A 15,670-nucleotide genomic window follows, 5' to 3' on the forward strand; every position below is an offset into this window, starting at 1 on the left:
ATATTACAGTTCAAGATACTACCGCACCAACTATAACAATGACCAATATCAACGCCAAAGCGACAGGCCCATCTGGTGCCCCTGTAACATTCTCTGCTACTGCAACTGACATTGTTGACGGTACAGACCCAGTAACATGCGACCACAATTCTGGCGATACTTATCCTCTAGGCTCAACTACTGTAAGCTGTTCATCAACTGATCATGCCGGAAATACATCACATGCATCATTTACAATTACAGTTGCAGAAACTACAGCACCATCAATTACATTGCCTGGTACAATAACACAAGAAGCAACAGGCCCATCTGGTGCCCCTGTAACATTCTCTGCTACTGCAACTGACATTGTTGACGGTACAGACCCAGTAACATGCACTCCAGCATCAGGCTCTACATTTGCACTTGGCTCAACTACAGTCAACTGTTCATCAACTGATGCACACGGAAACACTGCATCAGGCTCGTTCCATATTACAGTTCAAGATACTACAGCACCAGTACTTGCATTACCTACTCCAATTACGGCAACAGCAACTAGCACTGCTGGTGCCCCTGTAACATTCTCTGCTACTGCAACTGACATTGTTGACGGTACAGACCCAGTAACATGCACTCCGGCATCAGGCTCTACATTTGCACTTGGCACTGCAACTGTTACCTGCACTACAAGTGACTTACATAGCAATACATCAACTGGCTCATTTACAGTTACAGTCAACCCAGGACCAGTTTCCACCGTAAAAATATCCCCGCCTACTGCAACTACAATAGTTGGCTCAACTCCTATCCAGTTTACTGCAACATCACAAGATCAATTCGGTAACATAAGAACAGGTGATACTCTCACATGGTCTGTTGTTTCTGGAGGAGGTTCAATATCATCAACAGGACTATACACTCCTGGTACAACAGCTGATACTGCTACAATCACAGCAACAGATGGCTCTGTCTCTGGTACTGCTACTATAACACTCAACCCAGGACAAGTAACATCAGTTACAGTGTCTCCATCTACAGTTACTCTGACTTCGACACAGACGCAACAGTTTACTGCAACATCACAAGATCAATTCGGTAACATAAGAACAGGTGATACTCTCACATGGTCTGTTGTTTCTGGAGGAGGTTCAATATCATCAACAGGACTATACACTCCTGGTACAACAGCTGGCACAACTGTAATTGCAGCAACAGACAACTCTATCTCTGGCTCTGCAATTGTTACGGCTAATAATCCAAATACTATAGTACAAAATCAAGGTGGAGCTAATCTAAAGGGAGACAACCTCCAGTTCCTTAACCTATCTAACTTTAATCTATCAGGTGACAACCTCAAGGGAGTTACACTTCAAGGTTCAGACTTGCAGGGTGCTAATCTCTCAGGCGCAAACCTAGCTGGTGCAAACTTGCAAAACGTTAACCTTGCAGGTGCAAACCTTTCTGGTGCAAACTTGCAAGGAGTTAATCTCTCAGGTGCGAACCTACAAGGTGCAAATCTAAAGGGAGCCAACCTACAAGGAACAAATCTACAAAATGACAATCTCTTAGGAGCAGACCTACAAGGAAACAACTTGCAAGGTGCTAATCTCTCAGGTGCAAACCTACAAAACGCTAATCTCTCAGGTGCGAACCTACAAGGTGCAAATCTCCAAAATGCTAACATATCTGGAGCAAATCTAACAGGAGCCAATGTACATAAAGCAAATCTCCAAGGTACAATTACTAGTGGAATCACTCCATCTACTTTGTCAGGTTGCTTGAATAACTCCGTCTGTCAATAGATTTTTAAAAACAAAAAAGAGGACTTTGAAATTATTAAATCAAGATAAAGATTTTTTAGAATTCTATCTTGTCTTTCTCATTGAGTAGAAACTTTTTTGATTTTCTTACTCCTTTTAGATCGAACCAGCTTATCTTCAGGGTGACTTTTTTCCCCTTGATTTCATCTACTGTTATCTTGTCTGCAGTTTTCACAAGTTCACTTAGTGTTTGATTTGACATTTTTTTACTTGATTTTATTTTTCAATTTGATTCTTGGGAAATAATTTTATGAACATTTTGTTAAAAATAATCCACGCTGTTTTATTCCTGGGGAAAATGACTTGATCTTGCTGATCGATTAAGCTAGTGTTATGATAAATCAGCTAAGTTGTTGAGTATCTATAATATGCAAAAATTATATAATTGTACCATGCTTCAAGCACAACTCAGTAAAGACATTGAAACCACATGTGTCATGATTAACTGTGAATCAGGCTCTGAAGGCAGAATAATTGATGAGATCAAGGAAATCGCTGGAGTTAAAGAAGCAGTAAGAACAACCGGTCCATACGACATACTTGCCATCATAGAATCAAACACTGTCGAATCTCTTAAAGAAATCATAGAAAACAGGATTCGCAAGATTCCAAACGTGAATGCAACCACAACACTTGTCATTGCATCAAGATTCTAGATATTTTATAAAATAACAGCATAAACTACTTGTGCTGGTGTGATGGTATCATATCATGAAAGTAATCAGCTATAAAAAATTCCGTCAATCGCAGGCAGAATACTATGATACTACTGAAGGCAAATTATCGCGAGCCGAAGTCATAAAAAAACTAGAATCTTTCCTGGCTCAAAAACTGGGTGAAGGTCAAGATTTTTTTGAAAAATACAAAGTGCGCGAAGCTTGAATCTTATTTTGAAACACTATGTGCTAACCTGTCATGAATCTGGGCTAGAATAAGCTCAGCCTTTTCCTTGTTCTCAAAGGTCTCTGCTTTTTCATCCATGATTGCATCGATTTCATAACTCTTGTCTACTAGAACATTTGCAACATGATCATCTAGTGTACCGTTACCCATCAAATAATATGCAAATACTGTATTTTTCTGTCCTATTCTATGAAGTCTGTCTTCTGCTTGTCTGTGTATTGCAGGACTCCAGTCAAGTTCTGCAAATATGACATATCGTGCCTTGCTTAGGTTGATGCCAACATTTCCTGCACGAAGTCCTGCTATTATCAACTTGGTCTCACCATTCTGGAACCTGTCAATTCCCTCTTGTCTTTCCTTGTCACTTTGTCCTCCAATTATTGATGCAGGAGAATATTCTGCAAGGCTTCTATGTAGAAGCTCATGTATTGCCTTGTGATGACAAAAGACAACTACACTTTCTTCTATCTCCATGATGTTTTTGACAAATTCTATGACATGTGGAACTTTGGCAACACCAGCAGCTTGTCTTTCACTCTGAATTGCTCTCTTGTATGATGAAAACTTGTCAAATGCACTTGTTGCACTTTTTTGCTCTTCTTCTAGTCTCTCCCATATTTTGCCAAGCTCTGTCTGGTAATAGTTGATATCGGAATCAATCAGTTCCTTGTATCGTACTTTGTCCTTTAACTCCTTTAATACGTCTGATTTTTTGCGTCTTAGCATGACATGCTTGCGTAATTCCTCTCCAAGGCTTGCTCTCTTGTTTTCAAGAACAATTGCCTTTCCTTTTTCATTGACATAGCAAAAGTATTCACAAAATTCCTCAAACGTACCTAAAAGTCCGGGTCTTAGAATGTCTACTATTGGCCATATTTCTGAACCTCTGTTGTAAATTGGAGTACCTGAAAGGCCAATTCTGTATTTTATAGATTCAAGTGCTGCAAGCTTTTTGACTGCAGTGTATTTCTTTGTGGTCTTGGAACGCAAATGTTGAACTTCATCACAGACAATTGTTTTGATGTTCATCTTTGAAAGGTCGTTTGTTCTCTTGTGCAACAAATCATAATTGATGATGTACACGTCATATTTTCCAAGATCTTGAGCCTTGCCTGTTCTGATAAGAACCGATGATGGGTGTTCATCTTCTATTATCTTGCCATTTCGACTGCGTTTTTTCAAGAATTTTTGAATCTCTCTCTGCCAATTGTTTAATGTAACAAGCGGTGCAACAATGAGTACTGGAAATGTCTGTTTTTCTGTAGCCAAATATGACAGGGTCTGCACCGTCTTGCCCAAACCCATTTCATCTGCCAAAAGTGCATTGCCTGATGACTTTAAAAGAAAGTCTAGTCCCTCTCTCTGAAAATCTAATAATTGACCCCTGAACTGGTTTCCAGGGTTTGCTTTTCGAAGCTTTTCAATCCTTGTCCACTTTTTTTGTGGGGTGATGACTTTGCGAACCTTTCTATGCCATATTGACTTTGACTTTATCTCAAGTGGATATCTATCCATTATCCATTTTATCTTCTCAACATTTTGGACCGTATCTGGCACTATGGCTTCTTCTGGGCCGTTTCCATACCATGCATGTGGTATTACGCGGGCAACCATGCTTACTGCTCGTGAGCCTGTAAGCTTCCAAGTCCAATTCTTAGAGTATGTATCCAAGACATACTCGAGTGTGCCAAATTCTTTCATAATCTATAATTCTTCGACATTGGTACACTCGATTTATGAATCTTTTACTCTGGTACTATGATCGCAGTTTTTTCAATTCATTCTATCTTTGAAACAGTTTTAAAAGAAAAGATGGGCTTTTTCAAAAATTTAGCATAAAATCAGATAAATCTTTCAAAAGGGATGCTGTGAAAGAACTACTTTGCAAATTTTCTTTTGAATTTCTTTAGTTTATCCAACCCAAGTGATTTGCCAAAGAATTTCCTTACGTAAAAGTATGCAACTGCTGTAGCAACTGCTGCCGAGCCTACTACTGTAGCAACAATGGGCCAAAATACTGTCTCATGGTTTGGATATAGGCCAAACACCGTGGCAATTGTGTTTGGCACAAGTTCTGCAGTACCTGCCACTGTCCACCAAATTATCAATATTGTGACCTTGTTTGTGACTTCGGTCTGCACAACGTTTGCACCTGTGGCAACCATCTGCATGACGTTCTCTGACATCTGTATCTGCCTGTCAAGTCTTCCCAAAATTACCTCAAATTTGGCAAGTATTACTTCATCATCTGAAACAAGATCTGCATCTCCATACTTTAGATTGTGGACTGTGTCATAGCTTGCCCAGATTGCATTCAAAAATGTCAAAAGTGATGTCTTCATACTTGACAATTCCAATGAAATGTCTCTTGTGACTTGTCTTGATCCTGCCAGGTCTATCTCAAATTGTTCTGCTCTTTCTACAATTAATCTAAGGATGGAAAAATTGGCCTCACTTATCTCGTCGATTATTCTTGCCAAAAGTATTGTCTGTCTATCTGCCCAACTATCTGCTTCCTTTGGGAGTTTTCTCAAAACCGTTGGTGCATAGTTGTACAAGCGTGCAATCTTTCCTCCATAATCGTCGTGAATTGTTACTATGAGATCTTTTTTCATGAATATCAAAATCGGAGCAGTAAGTGTTGTGTTGTTTCCTGGCACTACAAATGGTATCATCAACCCAAGCATGTCTCCTCTATCTTCGTAGCTTGAGACGTATCCAGACAAGAGAACTGACGGATCCATGCTTATACTTAATTTATTGAGGATCTTTGGGGTTTCCTCAATGATGTTATCGACAACACACTCTATCCAAGTAAGATGACCTGATGATGTAATTGCGGGAAGCTCATCAAGCTCTACAGCTGGTTTCTTAAACGGAACGCCTTCTTGCATGCCAGCTACGCTGATTGCCTTTATCATGTCTAGGGGGACAATTTGGACTTATATACACTTATTCGTAAACAAAAACTTACAACTTTTACCATCTGTTGCTTTTTTTCAAAACTGTTTCATCTTGATTTTTGGTATCATCATGTCCTAACATAATAATAGAGTTCTATGTGGTCTTATGGTATGAAAGTACTTGTTGATGAAATGTATGATGGTTATGATACCAGACTCAAGGAGTTTGGTTATGATGCATTTAGTGTCAAAAAACTGATTGCACAAGGAAAAAAACTGTCAAGTGATTATTCTGTAATAAAATATGCTGAAGAAAATGGAATGATTGTGGTCACAGAAGATGTGGAAATTGGAAATGCATGCAAAGAAAATAACATTAGATGTGTACTGTTAGATAGTGAAACTATATTCAAGATAATACTTGAAGATCTAAGCAAGTATAAAGAACTCTAATTGCTCTGTGGTTTTCCGATCTTCTTTTTGGCAATTATTATTGCGATAATTATGATTCCTACTATTACTGCACCGTCTATGTAATCAGAATAGTGTCTTATCTTTGTCCATTGTTCACCTAATGCCATTCCTACATAGGTCAACATTGCACTCCATGCCAGAGATCCTACAAAGGTGTATGCGGAAAATTTCTTTAAATTCATCTTGGCAACACCTGCTGGCAATGAAATGTATGTTCTCACTGCAGGCAAGAGTCTACTTACAAATGTAGAACGGTCTCCGTATTTTTTAAAATAAGATTCAGTCCACTCTAGATGAGATTTTTTCAAAAGTACGTATTTTCCATATTTTATGATAAACTCTCTGCCTAGTTTTACTCCTATTACATAAGCAATCAGCGAACCTACCAGATTTCCTACCGCTCCTGCAAGTATTGTAATTATTGGATTTAGTTTTCCGGTTGAAACCAAATATCCTGAAAATGGCATTATTACTTCGCTTGGGATTGGTATGAGCGCGCTTTCTGCCACCATTAGGAAGAATATCCCAAGGTAGCCTGTGCCTGATATTGTGTTTATTACAAAATTTGCTAGATTGCTGATTATGTCAAGTGTTACCATTGTCTCTCAAATACCTCTAGTATGCAAGCTAAATCTTACCACATTCCACCGGTGCTGGTACCAGGTTCATCAAAGTTTCGTTGTGGAGCATGTTTGTGTGCTTTCTTCATATGTCTGTCTAGTCTTACTGGATCGTGAAGTTCAAGACCGCATTCCTTGCATTTTGTTGCAGGCTGCTCTTCCTTCTTCTTGAAAAGCCCCATGATATCACAATCTACTTTCTGAGATAATAATTCTTACGGAAAAGTAACTTGACAGTATTTGCAAAAATTGAAAAGCTCTGCGTAGAGAGAACCTACGCAGAATAGCAACCAGACGGAAATGGTATGCTATGAAAAATTGTAAATGCGTCGTATTGATAAGGGTTTATTTTTTGCACTTGATCAGGGCATATTCTATTATCTTGTCATTTGCAGCCTGCTTCATCTTCATCATTGACTTGAACAGTATGCTTTCTACATATGACGGATATCTATCTAGTATCTTTTCTCTCAAGTTGATGCGATTTTTGATGTAATAGTCTGCAAGCGGTACGTACACTTTTGATCCTATCATTTTGATCTCCATGATCTCAAGATCATGTTCTTGTATTGTTTCTTTGATGATGTCAAGACTGTAATGTTCTGATGACCATGTAAATTGGAGTATCCCTGTCTGCATGATGCCAACTTTTGAGGGTCTTGTCAATATTGGAATTGCAATGACCATGATACCTTCTTTTTTCAAGATGCGATTTGATTCTGATATGAAATCATCAAGTGGCTTGAAGTGTTGTGCTGATTCTAGGGCAATTATTCTGTCATGTGTTGAACTTGCAATTGGTATTTTGGTGGCAGTAGAATTTACAGGATTTATCTTGTATGATTTTTGATTCTTGTTTGCTTCTACTAGCTGGTTTTTGTTGATGTTGATACAAGTTATCTCTATGCCAGGATAGTCTTTCTTCCATAGAAATGACGGCTCTGAAAAACCACTACCTACATCCAAAACAAATTCTGTCTTGTCAAGTTCTGCCATTTTTCCTGCCATGCGACAAAGATTCTCTTGGGCCTCTAATGGGCTAGATGTGTTTTCTTCCCAGTATCCGAAATTGAGAAAATTTCCTCCAGTTGAAGCTTGCATCACTCCTGCAAGATAGTCATACAGGTTTACAACATCATTTTCTTTTCTTCTTAGAGTCCATAGTATCACCTTGATTGGATTTGGGTTGTTCACTGGAACAAATCTCTCAAATCGGGTCTATTAAGATATGAATTTTTATTGAATTTGATGTGGCGGAGCTTTTTATTTAGCAGGTATGCAACAACTGGATATGGAAAAGTGCGATTCCAGAACTCGAGCATACAAAAATGGCAAAACATTTGATCAATGCAGAGATATTGCAAAATCACTTTCATCTGAACTTGAAGAAAAGATTGCCAAGGAAGGCCAGGTTGCATGGGATGAAATTTTGCAGACTGCCCAACATGACGAGTTGGTGTACAAGCTCACACTCAAGTATCTAAGACAAGACGGTTATGATATTGGGGACTGGAAAAATCCGCGTGTAAAGCCTATTGTTTAGGTTCTACTGCGCAACTTCCACTAGATCTTAATTTTCTTGCCATGATTAGTGGTGTAACAAGAAGGACTGGAATTGACACTGCGATAAATATTGTCTGTATCTGTGCCTCAAAGCTTGTTAAAAATAATGTAAATGTTGTAGCTCCTGCCCCGAATCCAAATAGCATAGTAAAGATGGTTCCCGCACATGTGGGACATCCTACAAAGAGTCCTGTCACTGCACCAAATGCACCAAGTTTTCCACCGCTTTTTGCAATGGAAAATACAGTTGATGATACTGCAAAGTTTAGTCCAACAAGAAATGACACTGTCACAAGCAGTAGCAAATTCAGTGGAATTATCTGCAATCCTATGTGTTCTGTGAAAAATGCAAATATCATTGGCATGTATCCTGGAAGATCACAACATGGTGAGAGCTCTATGTGCGGTGGTTTTGGAAATCCATAATCTGTCGCATTAATGTCTGGCTTGTAAATTATTATCCCTGATGTGAACGCAAAAAATAACCCATAACCTATTGCACTGATTATGAAAATCTTTTTTGATCTGTCATTGTGTATTGCATTTGCTATTATTGAAGAAATGCTCGAGTCTGATGTTGTTATTTTTGCCTTGTACATTTTATAAAATCCCCAACCTATTGCCGCAAATGAAGCAAACAACACAACGTATGTTGCAATTGCAAGTCTCTGTAATGCTGGCATTGCAGCAGGAGTTACTATGGTGTTGTCATTTTTTGCATATGCTAGAAATGAAACTGCTATTGCTAGAAATCCTACTAGTATGAGTGCAAGATATGATCTACCTAGCATCTAATTATCCAAAACTTCACTTCTGACATTAAATTCTATCTCATTTTTTCTACAAAGTGTTTATTTTGGGTGCTCTGCTATCTAATCTAGTCGTGAAGATCGACGAACCCCAAGATTCTGATTATGCTGAGACCAAGATAACCTATGTTGGTTTTGTAGATCCCTATGGAGTAGAAGGTATTCTGATATTGCGAGCAGATGATGGTAAAGAATTTCACATGCGCGCCTTTTCAGGAGAGGTTGCAAGGCACATATCTAATTTCATAGAGGGTCAACGTGGCGCAATACCTACCATATACAATATGGTTGAGGAGATTGCTGAACTAAATGAACTGGTCCTTGTAAAAATCAAGGTCTATGAGAGTGGTAATGTGCTTCGTGCAAATATCTACTTTACAGGAAAACATGATCTTGTGATGCGAAACTATAGGGCGTCTGACGCAATAGCTCTTGCAACATTCTACAATATTCCAATACTTGTGCGCAAAAACTTGTTGAAAGAAAAGATGGAAGCTTAGGTTAAAACCTTGTCTAGTTTTCCTTCTTGCTGAGCTATTCTTAATTCCATTGCAATTCGTCTGCCAACTCCAAAAGTCTCACCGTACTTGTATTTTGTATATGGACTTGTGGTGGCAAGAATTGGATTTCCTGGAACTCGAAGTGATACATCGTAGACTACAATTTCCAAGTCTCGTGTTATGACACTCTGCAAGGAGAATGGCCCGATTATCCCTGGTGCATATTCTCTTTTCACTGCATTGACAAACTTGTCACCCATGTCGATTACTTTTTCAAGAAGTGATTCACGGATGCTCGCTGGTGTGTGTCCCACCTCGATATTTTGAAGTTCAATGTCTGTCTCAAGTTGTTGTTTTGCAGGTAAAGATACAAAATCATGCAAGTTTGTCTGGAGTCTTCTTTCTATCCCGAGAAAGTCTACTTCCTTTGATATTGGTGTATGGAAATAATTGAAATTAAAATATGTCCCGACAACAAATTCTTCTATGCTGGCAGTCTTGAGGGCCTCTCTTGAGATTAGTCCCTGTCGTATTTTTGTCTCTGTCTTATCCTTGTATTCTGCATATGATGATACGTTGAAAAAGGCCCTTTCCAGTTTGCGTTTTTTTTCTTGAACCTTGACAATTACTGGTCTGTCAATGTCTTTTGGATCTTTGTATAATCTTGGAAGTCTAATCTTTGCTTTTTGCAGGAGATAGTATTGGTTTTTCTTGTTTGCTCTCTCTTCTGCTTGGAATAATGCTCTGTTTCCAAATAACGGTATCTTGAATTTGTTTTCTACTCCCTCATATCCCAAATATGCAGTAAGTGCTCTGTGTGGAACAACTATGGTTCCTGCATCTCTGAGCCTTGTTTGTATCTTTGGCGATAACATGTCATGGAACTTGTTTACTATTATGATCTCGTCTGCAATTCTTGAAAATCTCTTGTATGGTATCTCTCTGCCTTTCTGGCAAACTACTACTGTCTTGAAACTCTCGTCTTTTGCTCCATCCATTATTTCAAGGGCAGAATGGCTCCCAAGTGCTCCTATTGTGATATCTGAATAATTATTTGCAATATCTAGAATCTCTGATTTTTTTATCACGCCGTATCTATTTTGTATGGGTAAAAAAGCGTTCTGCCATCTGAAGTGCTAATATAATTTGTAAAACGTATTTGGAAATGTTTTTTTCAAAAACCCTACTTGAGTTCTTCCTTGTCTTTGAAATCCTTTAGTTCTTTCTCAGATTCTAATCTGCCTTTCTCAAACTCGCCTTTTGCCTTGCCAAAGGTTCGTGCAAGCTCTGGGATCTTTTTTGCACCAAATATTAAAACCCCTATGATTACTACGGCAATTATTACATTTTCATATGCCATTGGTGGCTTGAATGCGGCATCTTAGGATTTAAGTGTTGCAATATTGTGTGCTTGTTTTTCTGATATCATCATTCCTATGAGATACAATACAATCATGGGTCCTGCTACAAACCACATTGTGACACCGCTTCCGTCTGGGGTTATTGCAGCTCCCAATATGACCATCGCAATTGCCGCATACCTGATATTGTTTCTCCAGAATTTTGGATCAATCAAACCTGATGCAGTAAGTGCATACATGATTAAAGGTAGCTGAAATGACACTCCAAATGCAAGTATGAATTGGAGAACAAATGTGATGAAATCCATGATGTTCAAAAATGTAAGCAACTCTGCGGACTGGCCATATTTGTAGAGAAATTCTAGGATGTATGGTGTTACAAAAAAATATGAAAACAATCCACCTATTACAAAAAGAACAATTGCAGGAATTGTTATGTTTCTAATTATTAGAATCTCTTTTCTGTGTAATGCTGGTGACAAAAAGCCCACAAATTCTTTTACTATTACAGGCATTGCAAATACCATTCCCAGTAATATTGCAATGTAAAACTGGGAGAAAAATGCCTGACCAGGGGCTGTTTGGATGAGCTGTACTGTTGATGGTAAAAGATGATGCTTCATTGATACTGTCAGCTGTGCGGCCATGTTGTCAAATGGACTAAATGTTGGATAGTATAGCTTTATTCCATTGTACATAAATGGCGTTAGGTGAAAACTGAGAATGAAAAATGATATTACGCCAACTGCAATGGCTGATCTAAATACTCTTTTTCTGAGATCCTCCAAATGTTGCATAATGGTCATTGGCTTATCCATTATAGATCATAAAATGGGCTATTCTGTATTAATAGTCTATTACTGGAATATTATTTTCCAGGAATCGGAAGAATTTTACCTGATGGCAGGTTGCTTTTCTCTTGCTCTTCGACACTAAAGTTTTCAAGCTCTATTGTAAGTTCAGTACTTACCTCAAAGTTGTTGCCCAGTTGAACTGCCAAGTCTGCTATCTCATTTGGCGCGTATATCTCACGTGAGCCTTTTAGAAATATTCTGGAGCCTTTTTCTGCAGGTTCTCCGCCGAATTTCTCCTTTAGGAACTTGGTTATCTTGTCTACCTCATCTTGTTCAATCATGTTGTGATAAAATGTCACACCCTTGATGGAATCATAGTCCCAGGGAGTTCCATTTCTGTAAATGTATACTCCAAAGACTGCGCCCTTGTCGTCTTTGGGACATTTTATCTCCCAAATCAAAACTTTCTTTTGGTCATACTGTGCCTTTCTTACATCTTCTACTGTAAGCTTCCAGTATCTCAAGCGGCTCATGATATCAAATCGATGAATATCTACGGTTAATGAGCCTTACTAGACGTACCATATGGTGTAAAGTATGAGAAATTGTTGCTAAATTTCGTATATCAATGGCATCCTTGTTATTGTAGTATTGAACTGTCTATGGTATAGAAAAGATGATCTTGTCTAGCATGCAAAAAATCAAACCTGCATATCTTCTTGGAATAATTTTGGCACTGGCAGGATTTACACATCTATGGAATGCTACGGGATTTCCAGATGTCTTTTTTGATGAAGGTGTCTACCTGGCAAGAGCCATGAATGTACTAGATGGGTTAGGGCCTCAGGTGGGTTATTTTCATGATCATCCATTCTTTGGTCAGATCTTTCTTGCTGCTTCTCTTGGATTGACGGGATTTCCAAATTCTCTGCATCCATCCATGAATCAAGACTCGATTGCTTTGTTGTATCTTGTACCTAGAATTCTAATGGGACTGTTGGCAGTACTGGATACGTTTCTTGTGTATCTTATTGCTGACACAAAATATGGGAAAAAAATCGCCCTTGTTGCATCTCTATTGTTTGCAGTCATGCCGATAACATGGGTACTTAGAAGTATTCTTCTAGACTCGATATTGTTGCCGTTTTTCTTGTCTTCTATCTTTTTGGCATTAAAGATGTCAAACTCGAACAAGTATTTTCTCTCACTTGTATCTGGCATATTTTTGGGACTTGCTATCTTTACAAAAATTCCTGTCTTTACAATGATTCCTCTTGTTGCAGGTCTTGTGTATTTTCATTCTGGAAAAGATGCAAAGACTTTGGTATTGTTTCTCGTACCTGTCTTGTTGATACCTCTCTTGTGGCCCCTCCAGGCTGCAGAGACACATCAATTTGATCTCTGGATGAAAGACGTATTGTGGCAGACACAAAGACACAGTACTGGATTGCCATACATATCACTCCTCTTTTATCAAATGGACCCTGTCCTGTTTGTGCTTGGAGTGTCAGGAATGGGCTATGCCATACTTAGACGCAATTATCTTGTCTTGTTCTGGATTGTTCCTTTTGTTTTGTTTTTGTTGATGATTGGATACAATCAATACTTTTACTGGATACCCGTACTGCCTGTATTTTGTATATCTTCAGCAATACTGTTGATTGATATCTTGGAAAAAATTAGGAAAAAGGGTACTGACAAGGTTATCAGAATCATAGTAGTGTCAGGCATTGCAGTATTTGGACTTGCAAGTACGATCATGGTCATCAGTACAAATCTCACAAATACAGAGTTTGCTGCTGCTGCATATGTGTTACAGAATGCTACTAATGATACAACAGTTCTTGCAAGCCCTGTATATTCTTGGATGCTAAATTATGTTTTTCACAAGGAAAATGTTCCAAATGATTATTCTTATGTTCTGTTTGAACCAATAAAGACAAACAAAGTATTGCTTGTTGCAGATCCTCACTTTTTGATAGATATTCCTAGAGGAAAACAGCTGGCTCAAATATACAATGATTCAAAGACTGTTGCCACTTTTGATGAAGATGTGTCAATGTACAATACCAATGGTTATCCTTATTCCAGTATCAGACTGAATTTAGATGGAATGCATATTGAGGTAAAAGCAAAGTAATGTGTTCAGTGTTTTGATTGGTTGGATATCATTTGGAATGTCTTCACATCAGTTGATATGTGATGATCCTTGTTATCTAAAAAATAACAACATGGTAGGTTAGAACTACATAACTTGATGCAATTCTAACGCATTTGTCAGATTACCCATATGTCTTTCCACACGTAGAACACTTCCAATGGTTTTCTTTTACAGTCCATTGGTGCTTGTGTTGATTTGTAGTCATGTTGTATCTTATACTAGATATACAAAGGTAAGCATATAAGTTAGAAAGTGAGAATATGGATATCAAGTGAGGATATGGAAAGTTGAAAGAAGAAGAATGCAAAGTCTTGCTAGACTCTATGAAGGCTTGTCCTATTGATAATACTTTTAAAATAATTGGCAAAAAATTCACAGTTCACATACTACGAAACATGACAAAGCTTCGTCAGAATAGATTCAATCAGTTTCTTGACTCTGTGGAGGGCATCAACCCCAAGACTCTCTCTGCAAGGTTGAGGGAGATGGAGAAAAATGGAATAATTGAGAAGCGTGTCTATGCTGGAACTCCTGTGAAGATAGAGTATGTCGTTACAAAAAAGGGACTTGCTTTAACTCCCATCTTGGAATCCATGGCTGCATTCTCAATGCAATATTGCGCAAAAGATGTTTTCAAGGATGGAAAACCGAGAATTACTAGAGAGATCTACAAATCTTCTGAAGCTACATGATTTCATGTTCTATGACCCTGCTTACTTTTGGGTAATCTGGTATAGGTACAGTTACTTGACATTTTAAATACTTTCAAGTGTATACTAACTATACAAATGATATCTAGTAATAAACAAAAATTGGTATTTGAAAACAAGCCACAAATTCATGGCGGCAAACCACATGGACCGTTTGTGACTGATAGCATCAGGGGAGAGATACTGTGCGCACGCTGTGGAATGGTGCTTGCAGATAAAGTTGAGGAACTCGGATCTGACAAGTTACAGACTGAAGATTACAATACTAGTACACGTACAGGACTTGGTTCTGCATTATCAATTCATGACAAAGGTCTGTCTACCATAATAGGAAATGTGGACAGGGATGCAGCAGGAAACTCAATTTCCACATCAATGAAGTACACATTTAACAGATTACGAACATGGGATACTAGAAGCAAATCAAGTTCTTCTGAAAGAAATCTCCGTTCTGCATTTGTTACAATGGGAGCTGTTCAAACAAAACTTGAACTCTCTGATGCTGTAATTGAGAGAGCAGCTTATCTGTACAGAAAAGCGCTTGCAAAAAATATCATTCGAGGAAGAACAATTACTGGAATGATCTTGTCTGCATTATACGTGGCATGCAGGGAATCAGGAGTGCCAAGAACGTTGCAGGATATCTCTGTTGCAGGAAATATTTCATTCAAGAATCTCTCAAGACACTATAGAGTATTTGTAAAAGCACTAGATGTACATGTTGGCTCGCTAAACCCTGCAGAACTTGTATCAAAAATTGGTACATCTGTAGATCTCAGTGAAAAGGCAAAAAGAGATGCATTGGAAATAATTGCAACTGCAAAACAAAAGGGACTAACTGATGGCAAAAATCCTATATCTCTTGCAGCAACTGCATTGTTTTTGTCTGGTACCTTAAATGAGGAGAATGTAACCCAGGATAAGATTGCTAAAGCATCAGGTGTCAGTACTGTTACGATACGAAATATCACCAAAATATTACGAAAAAATCGCGTCGTATAGGGTACCAGCACTAGAAATAAGGGCTCAAGGCTACATCTGGTATAAAATTGAAAGCCAATCTGTTTGAA

Annotated in this window: 20 protein-coding genes; 9 read left to right on the forward strand and 11 right to left on the reverse strand. The window is 38.3% G+C overall.

All coding sequences use genetic code 11. From position 1 onward, the window contains the following. Positions 1 to 1,784: pentapeptide repeat-containing protein (locus tag NSIN_RS05865; RefSeq protein WP_133124086.1), on the forward strand; the 1,784-nt coding region annotated here is incomplete at its 5' end. Between the two features lie 55 nt (positions 1,785 to 1,839). Here NSIN_RS05865 and NSIN_RS09490 read toward each other — a convergent pair. After that, a complete protein-coding gene (locus NSIN_RS09490) occupies positions 1,840 to 2,004 on the reverse strand; it encodes a hypothetical protein (RefSeq protein WP_165775262.1) in 165 nt (54 codons plus the stop codon). 190 nt (positions 2,005 to 2,194) lie between these two features. On the opposite strand from NSIN_RS09490, the gene NSIN_RS05870 reads away from it, so the two are divergent. Further along, positions 2,195 to 2,458, forward strand: a complete 264-nt coding sequence (locus tag NSIN_RS05870) for an Lrp/AsnC family transcriptional regulator (protein WP_394340812.1) — start codon at positions 2,195 to 2,197, stop codon at positions 2,456 to 2,458. Positions 2,459 to 2,513: 55 nt separating this feature from the next. After that, positions 2,514 to 2,684, forward strand: a complete 171-nt coding sequence (locus NSIN_RS09495; RefSeq protein ID WP_165775263.1) for a hypothetical protein — start codon at positions 2,514 to 2,516, stop codon at positions 2,682 to 2,684. Positions 2,685 to 2,687: 3 nt separating this feature from the next. On the opposite strand, the gene NSIN_RS05875 is transcribed toward NSIN_RS09495, so the two are convergent. Further along, positions 2,688 to 4,406 carry a DEAD/DEAH box helicase gene (locus tag NSIN_RS05875; protein ID WP_101010118.1) on the reverse strand — a complete coding sequence of 573 codons (1,719 nt, stop codon included), beginning with the start codon at positions 4,404 to 4,406 and terminating at the stop codon, positions 2,688 to 2,690. A 176-nt stretch (positions 4,407 to 4,582) separates the two neighbouring features. Beyond that, positions 4,583 to 5,626, reverse strand: coding sequence for a CorA family divalent cation transporter (locus tag NSIN_RS05880; RefSeq protein WP_101010120.1), 1,044 nt, complete (start codon positions 5,624 to 5,626; stop codon positions 4,583 to 4,585). A gap of 153 nt (positions 5,627 to 5,779) precedes the next feature. Here NSIN_RS05880 and NSIN_RS05885 point away from each other — a divergent pair, with 153 nt between their 5' ends. After that, the gene (locus tag NSIN_RS05885; RefSeq protein ID WP_101010579.1) at positions 5,780 to 6,061 is read left to right on the forward strand and encodes a DUF5615 family PIN-like protein; all 282 of its coding nucleotides are present in this window, start codon (positions 5,780 to 5,782) and stop codon (positions 6,059 to 6,061) included. On the opposite strand, the gene NSIN_RS05890 is transcribed toward NSIN_RS05885, so the two are convergent. The 3 genes from NSIN_RS05890 to NSIN_RS05895 form a co-directional block, all read right to left on the reverse strand. Next, the gene (locus NSIN_RS05890) at positions 6,058 to 6,681 is read right to left on the reverse strand and encodes a DedA family protein (RefSeq protein WP_101010122.1); all 624 of its coding nucleotides are present in this window, start codon (positions 6,679 to 6,681) and stop codon (positions 6,058 to 6,060) included. The genes NSIN_RS05885 and NSIN_RS05890 overlap by 4 nt on opposite strands. Before the next feature lie 35 nt (positions 6,682 to 6,716). Then, entirely contained in the window at positions 6,717 to 6,884 is a 168-nt protein-coding gene (locus NSIN_RS09500) for a hypothetical protein (RefSeq protein WP_165775264.1), read from the reverse strand. Positions 6,885 to 7,047: 163 nt separating this feature from the next. Continuing rightward, positions 7,048 to 7,896 (reverse strand): class I SAM-dependent methyltransferase, encoded by an 849-nt coding sequence (locus NSIN_RS05895; protein ID WP_245871924.1) that lies wholly within the window; start codon positions 7,894 to 7,896, stop codon positions 7,048 to 7,050. A gap of 97 nt (positions 7,897 to 7,993) precedes the next feature. Here NSIN_RS05895 and NSIN_RS05900 point away from each other — a divergent pair, with 97 nt between their 5' ends. After that, positions 7,994 to 8,245, forward strand: a complete 252-nt coding sequence (locus tag NSIN_RS05900) for a hypothetical protein (RefSeq protein ID WP_101010124.1) — start codon at positions 7,994 to 7,996, stop codon at positions 8,243 to 8,245. Here the strand turns inward: NSIN_RS05900 and NSIN_RS05905 are convergent. Continuing rightward, positions 8,235 to 9,056, reverse strand: a complete 822-nt coding sequence (locus NSIN_RS05905; protein ID WP_101010126.1) for a hypothetical protein — start codon at positions 9,054 to 9,056, stop codon at positions 8,235 to 8,237. The two genes, NSIN_RS05900 and NSIN_RS05905, sit on opposite strands and share 11 nt — an antisense overlap. A gap of 92 nt (positions 9,057 to 9,148) precedes the next feature. On the opposite strand from NSIN_RS05905, the gene NSIN_RS05910 reads away from it, so the two are divergent. After that, positions 9,149 to 9,574 (forward strand): bifunctional nuclease family protein, encoded by a 426-nt coding sequence (locus NSIN_RS05910; RefSeq protein WP_101010128.1) that lies wholly within the window; start codon positions 9,149 to 9,151, stop codon positions 9,572 to 9,574. Here NSIN_RS05910 and NSIN_RS05915 read toward each other — a convergent pair. The 4 genes from NSIN_RS05915 to NSIN_RS05930 form a co-directional block, all read right to left on the reverse strand. After that, positions 9,571 to 10,662, reverse strand: a complete 1,092-nt coding sequence (locus NSIN_RS05915) for a formate--phosphoribosylaminoimidazolecarboxamide ligase family protein (protein WP_101010130.1) — start codon at positions 10,660 to 10,662, stop codon at positions 9,571 to 9,573. The genes NSIN_RS05910 and NSIN_RS05915 overlap by 4 nt on opposite strands. Positions 10,663 to 10,757: 95 nt before the next feature. Next, positions 10,758 to 10,934: a Sec-independent protein translocase subunit TatA/TatB gene (locus NSIN_RS05920; protein ID WP_101010132.1), complete on the reverse strand. Its 177-nt coding sequence runs from the start codon at positions 10,932 to 10,934 to the stop codon at positions 10,758 to 10,760. Positions 10,935 to 10,955: 21 nt separating this feature from the next. Beyond that, positions 10,956 to 11,753 (reverse strand): twin-arginine translocase subunit TatC, encoded by a 798-nt coding sequence (gene tatC / locus NSIN_RS05925; protein WP_101010134.1) that lies wholly within the window; start codon positions 11,751 to 11,753, stop codon positions 10,956 to 10,958. Between the two features lie 50 nt (positions 11,754 to 11,803). Then, positions 11,804 to 12,262 carry a hypothetical protein gene (locus tag NSIN_RS05930; RefSeq protein WP_133124087.1) on the reverse strand — a complete coding sequence of 153 codons (459 nt, stop codon included), beginning with the start codon at positions 12,260 to 12,262 and terminating at the stop codon, positions 11,804 to 11,806. Between the two features lie 158 nt (positions 12,263 to 12,420). Between NSIN_RS05930 and NSIN_RS05935 the strand changes: the two genes are divergently transcribed. The 3 genes from NSIN_RS05935 (at position 12,421) to NSIN_RS05945 (ending at position 15,602) form a co-directional block, all read left to right on the forward strand. Then, positions 12,421 to 13,869 (forward strand): ArnT family glycosyltransferase, encoded by a 1,449-nt coding sequence (locus NSIN_RS05935; RefSeq protein ID WP_165775265.1) that lies wholly within the window; start codon positions 12,421 to 12,423, stop codon positions 13,867 to 13,869. 308 nt (positions 13,870 to 14,177) lie between these two features. Continuing rightward, entirely contained in the window at positions 14,178 to 14,582 is a 405-nt protein-coding gene (locus NSIN_RS05940) for a winged helix-turn-helix transcriptional regulator (protein WP_245871925.1), read from the forward strand. Between the two features lie 96 nt (positions 14,583 to 14,678). After that, the gene (locus NSIN_RS05945; RefSeq protein WP_101010140.1) at positions 14,679 to 15,602 is read left to right on the forward strand and encodes a transcription initiation factor IIB; all 924 of its coding nucleotides are present in this window, start codon (positions 14,679 to 14,681) and stop codon (positions 15,600 to 15,602) included. Positions 15,603 to 15,670 lie beyond the last annotated feature (68 nt).

Source organism: Candidatus Nitrosotalea sinensis, from assembly GCF_900143675.1.
GTDB lineage: Archaea > Thermoproteota > Nitrososphaeria > Nitrososphaerales > Nitrosopumilaceae > Nitrosotalea > Nitrosotalea sinensis.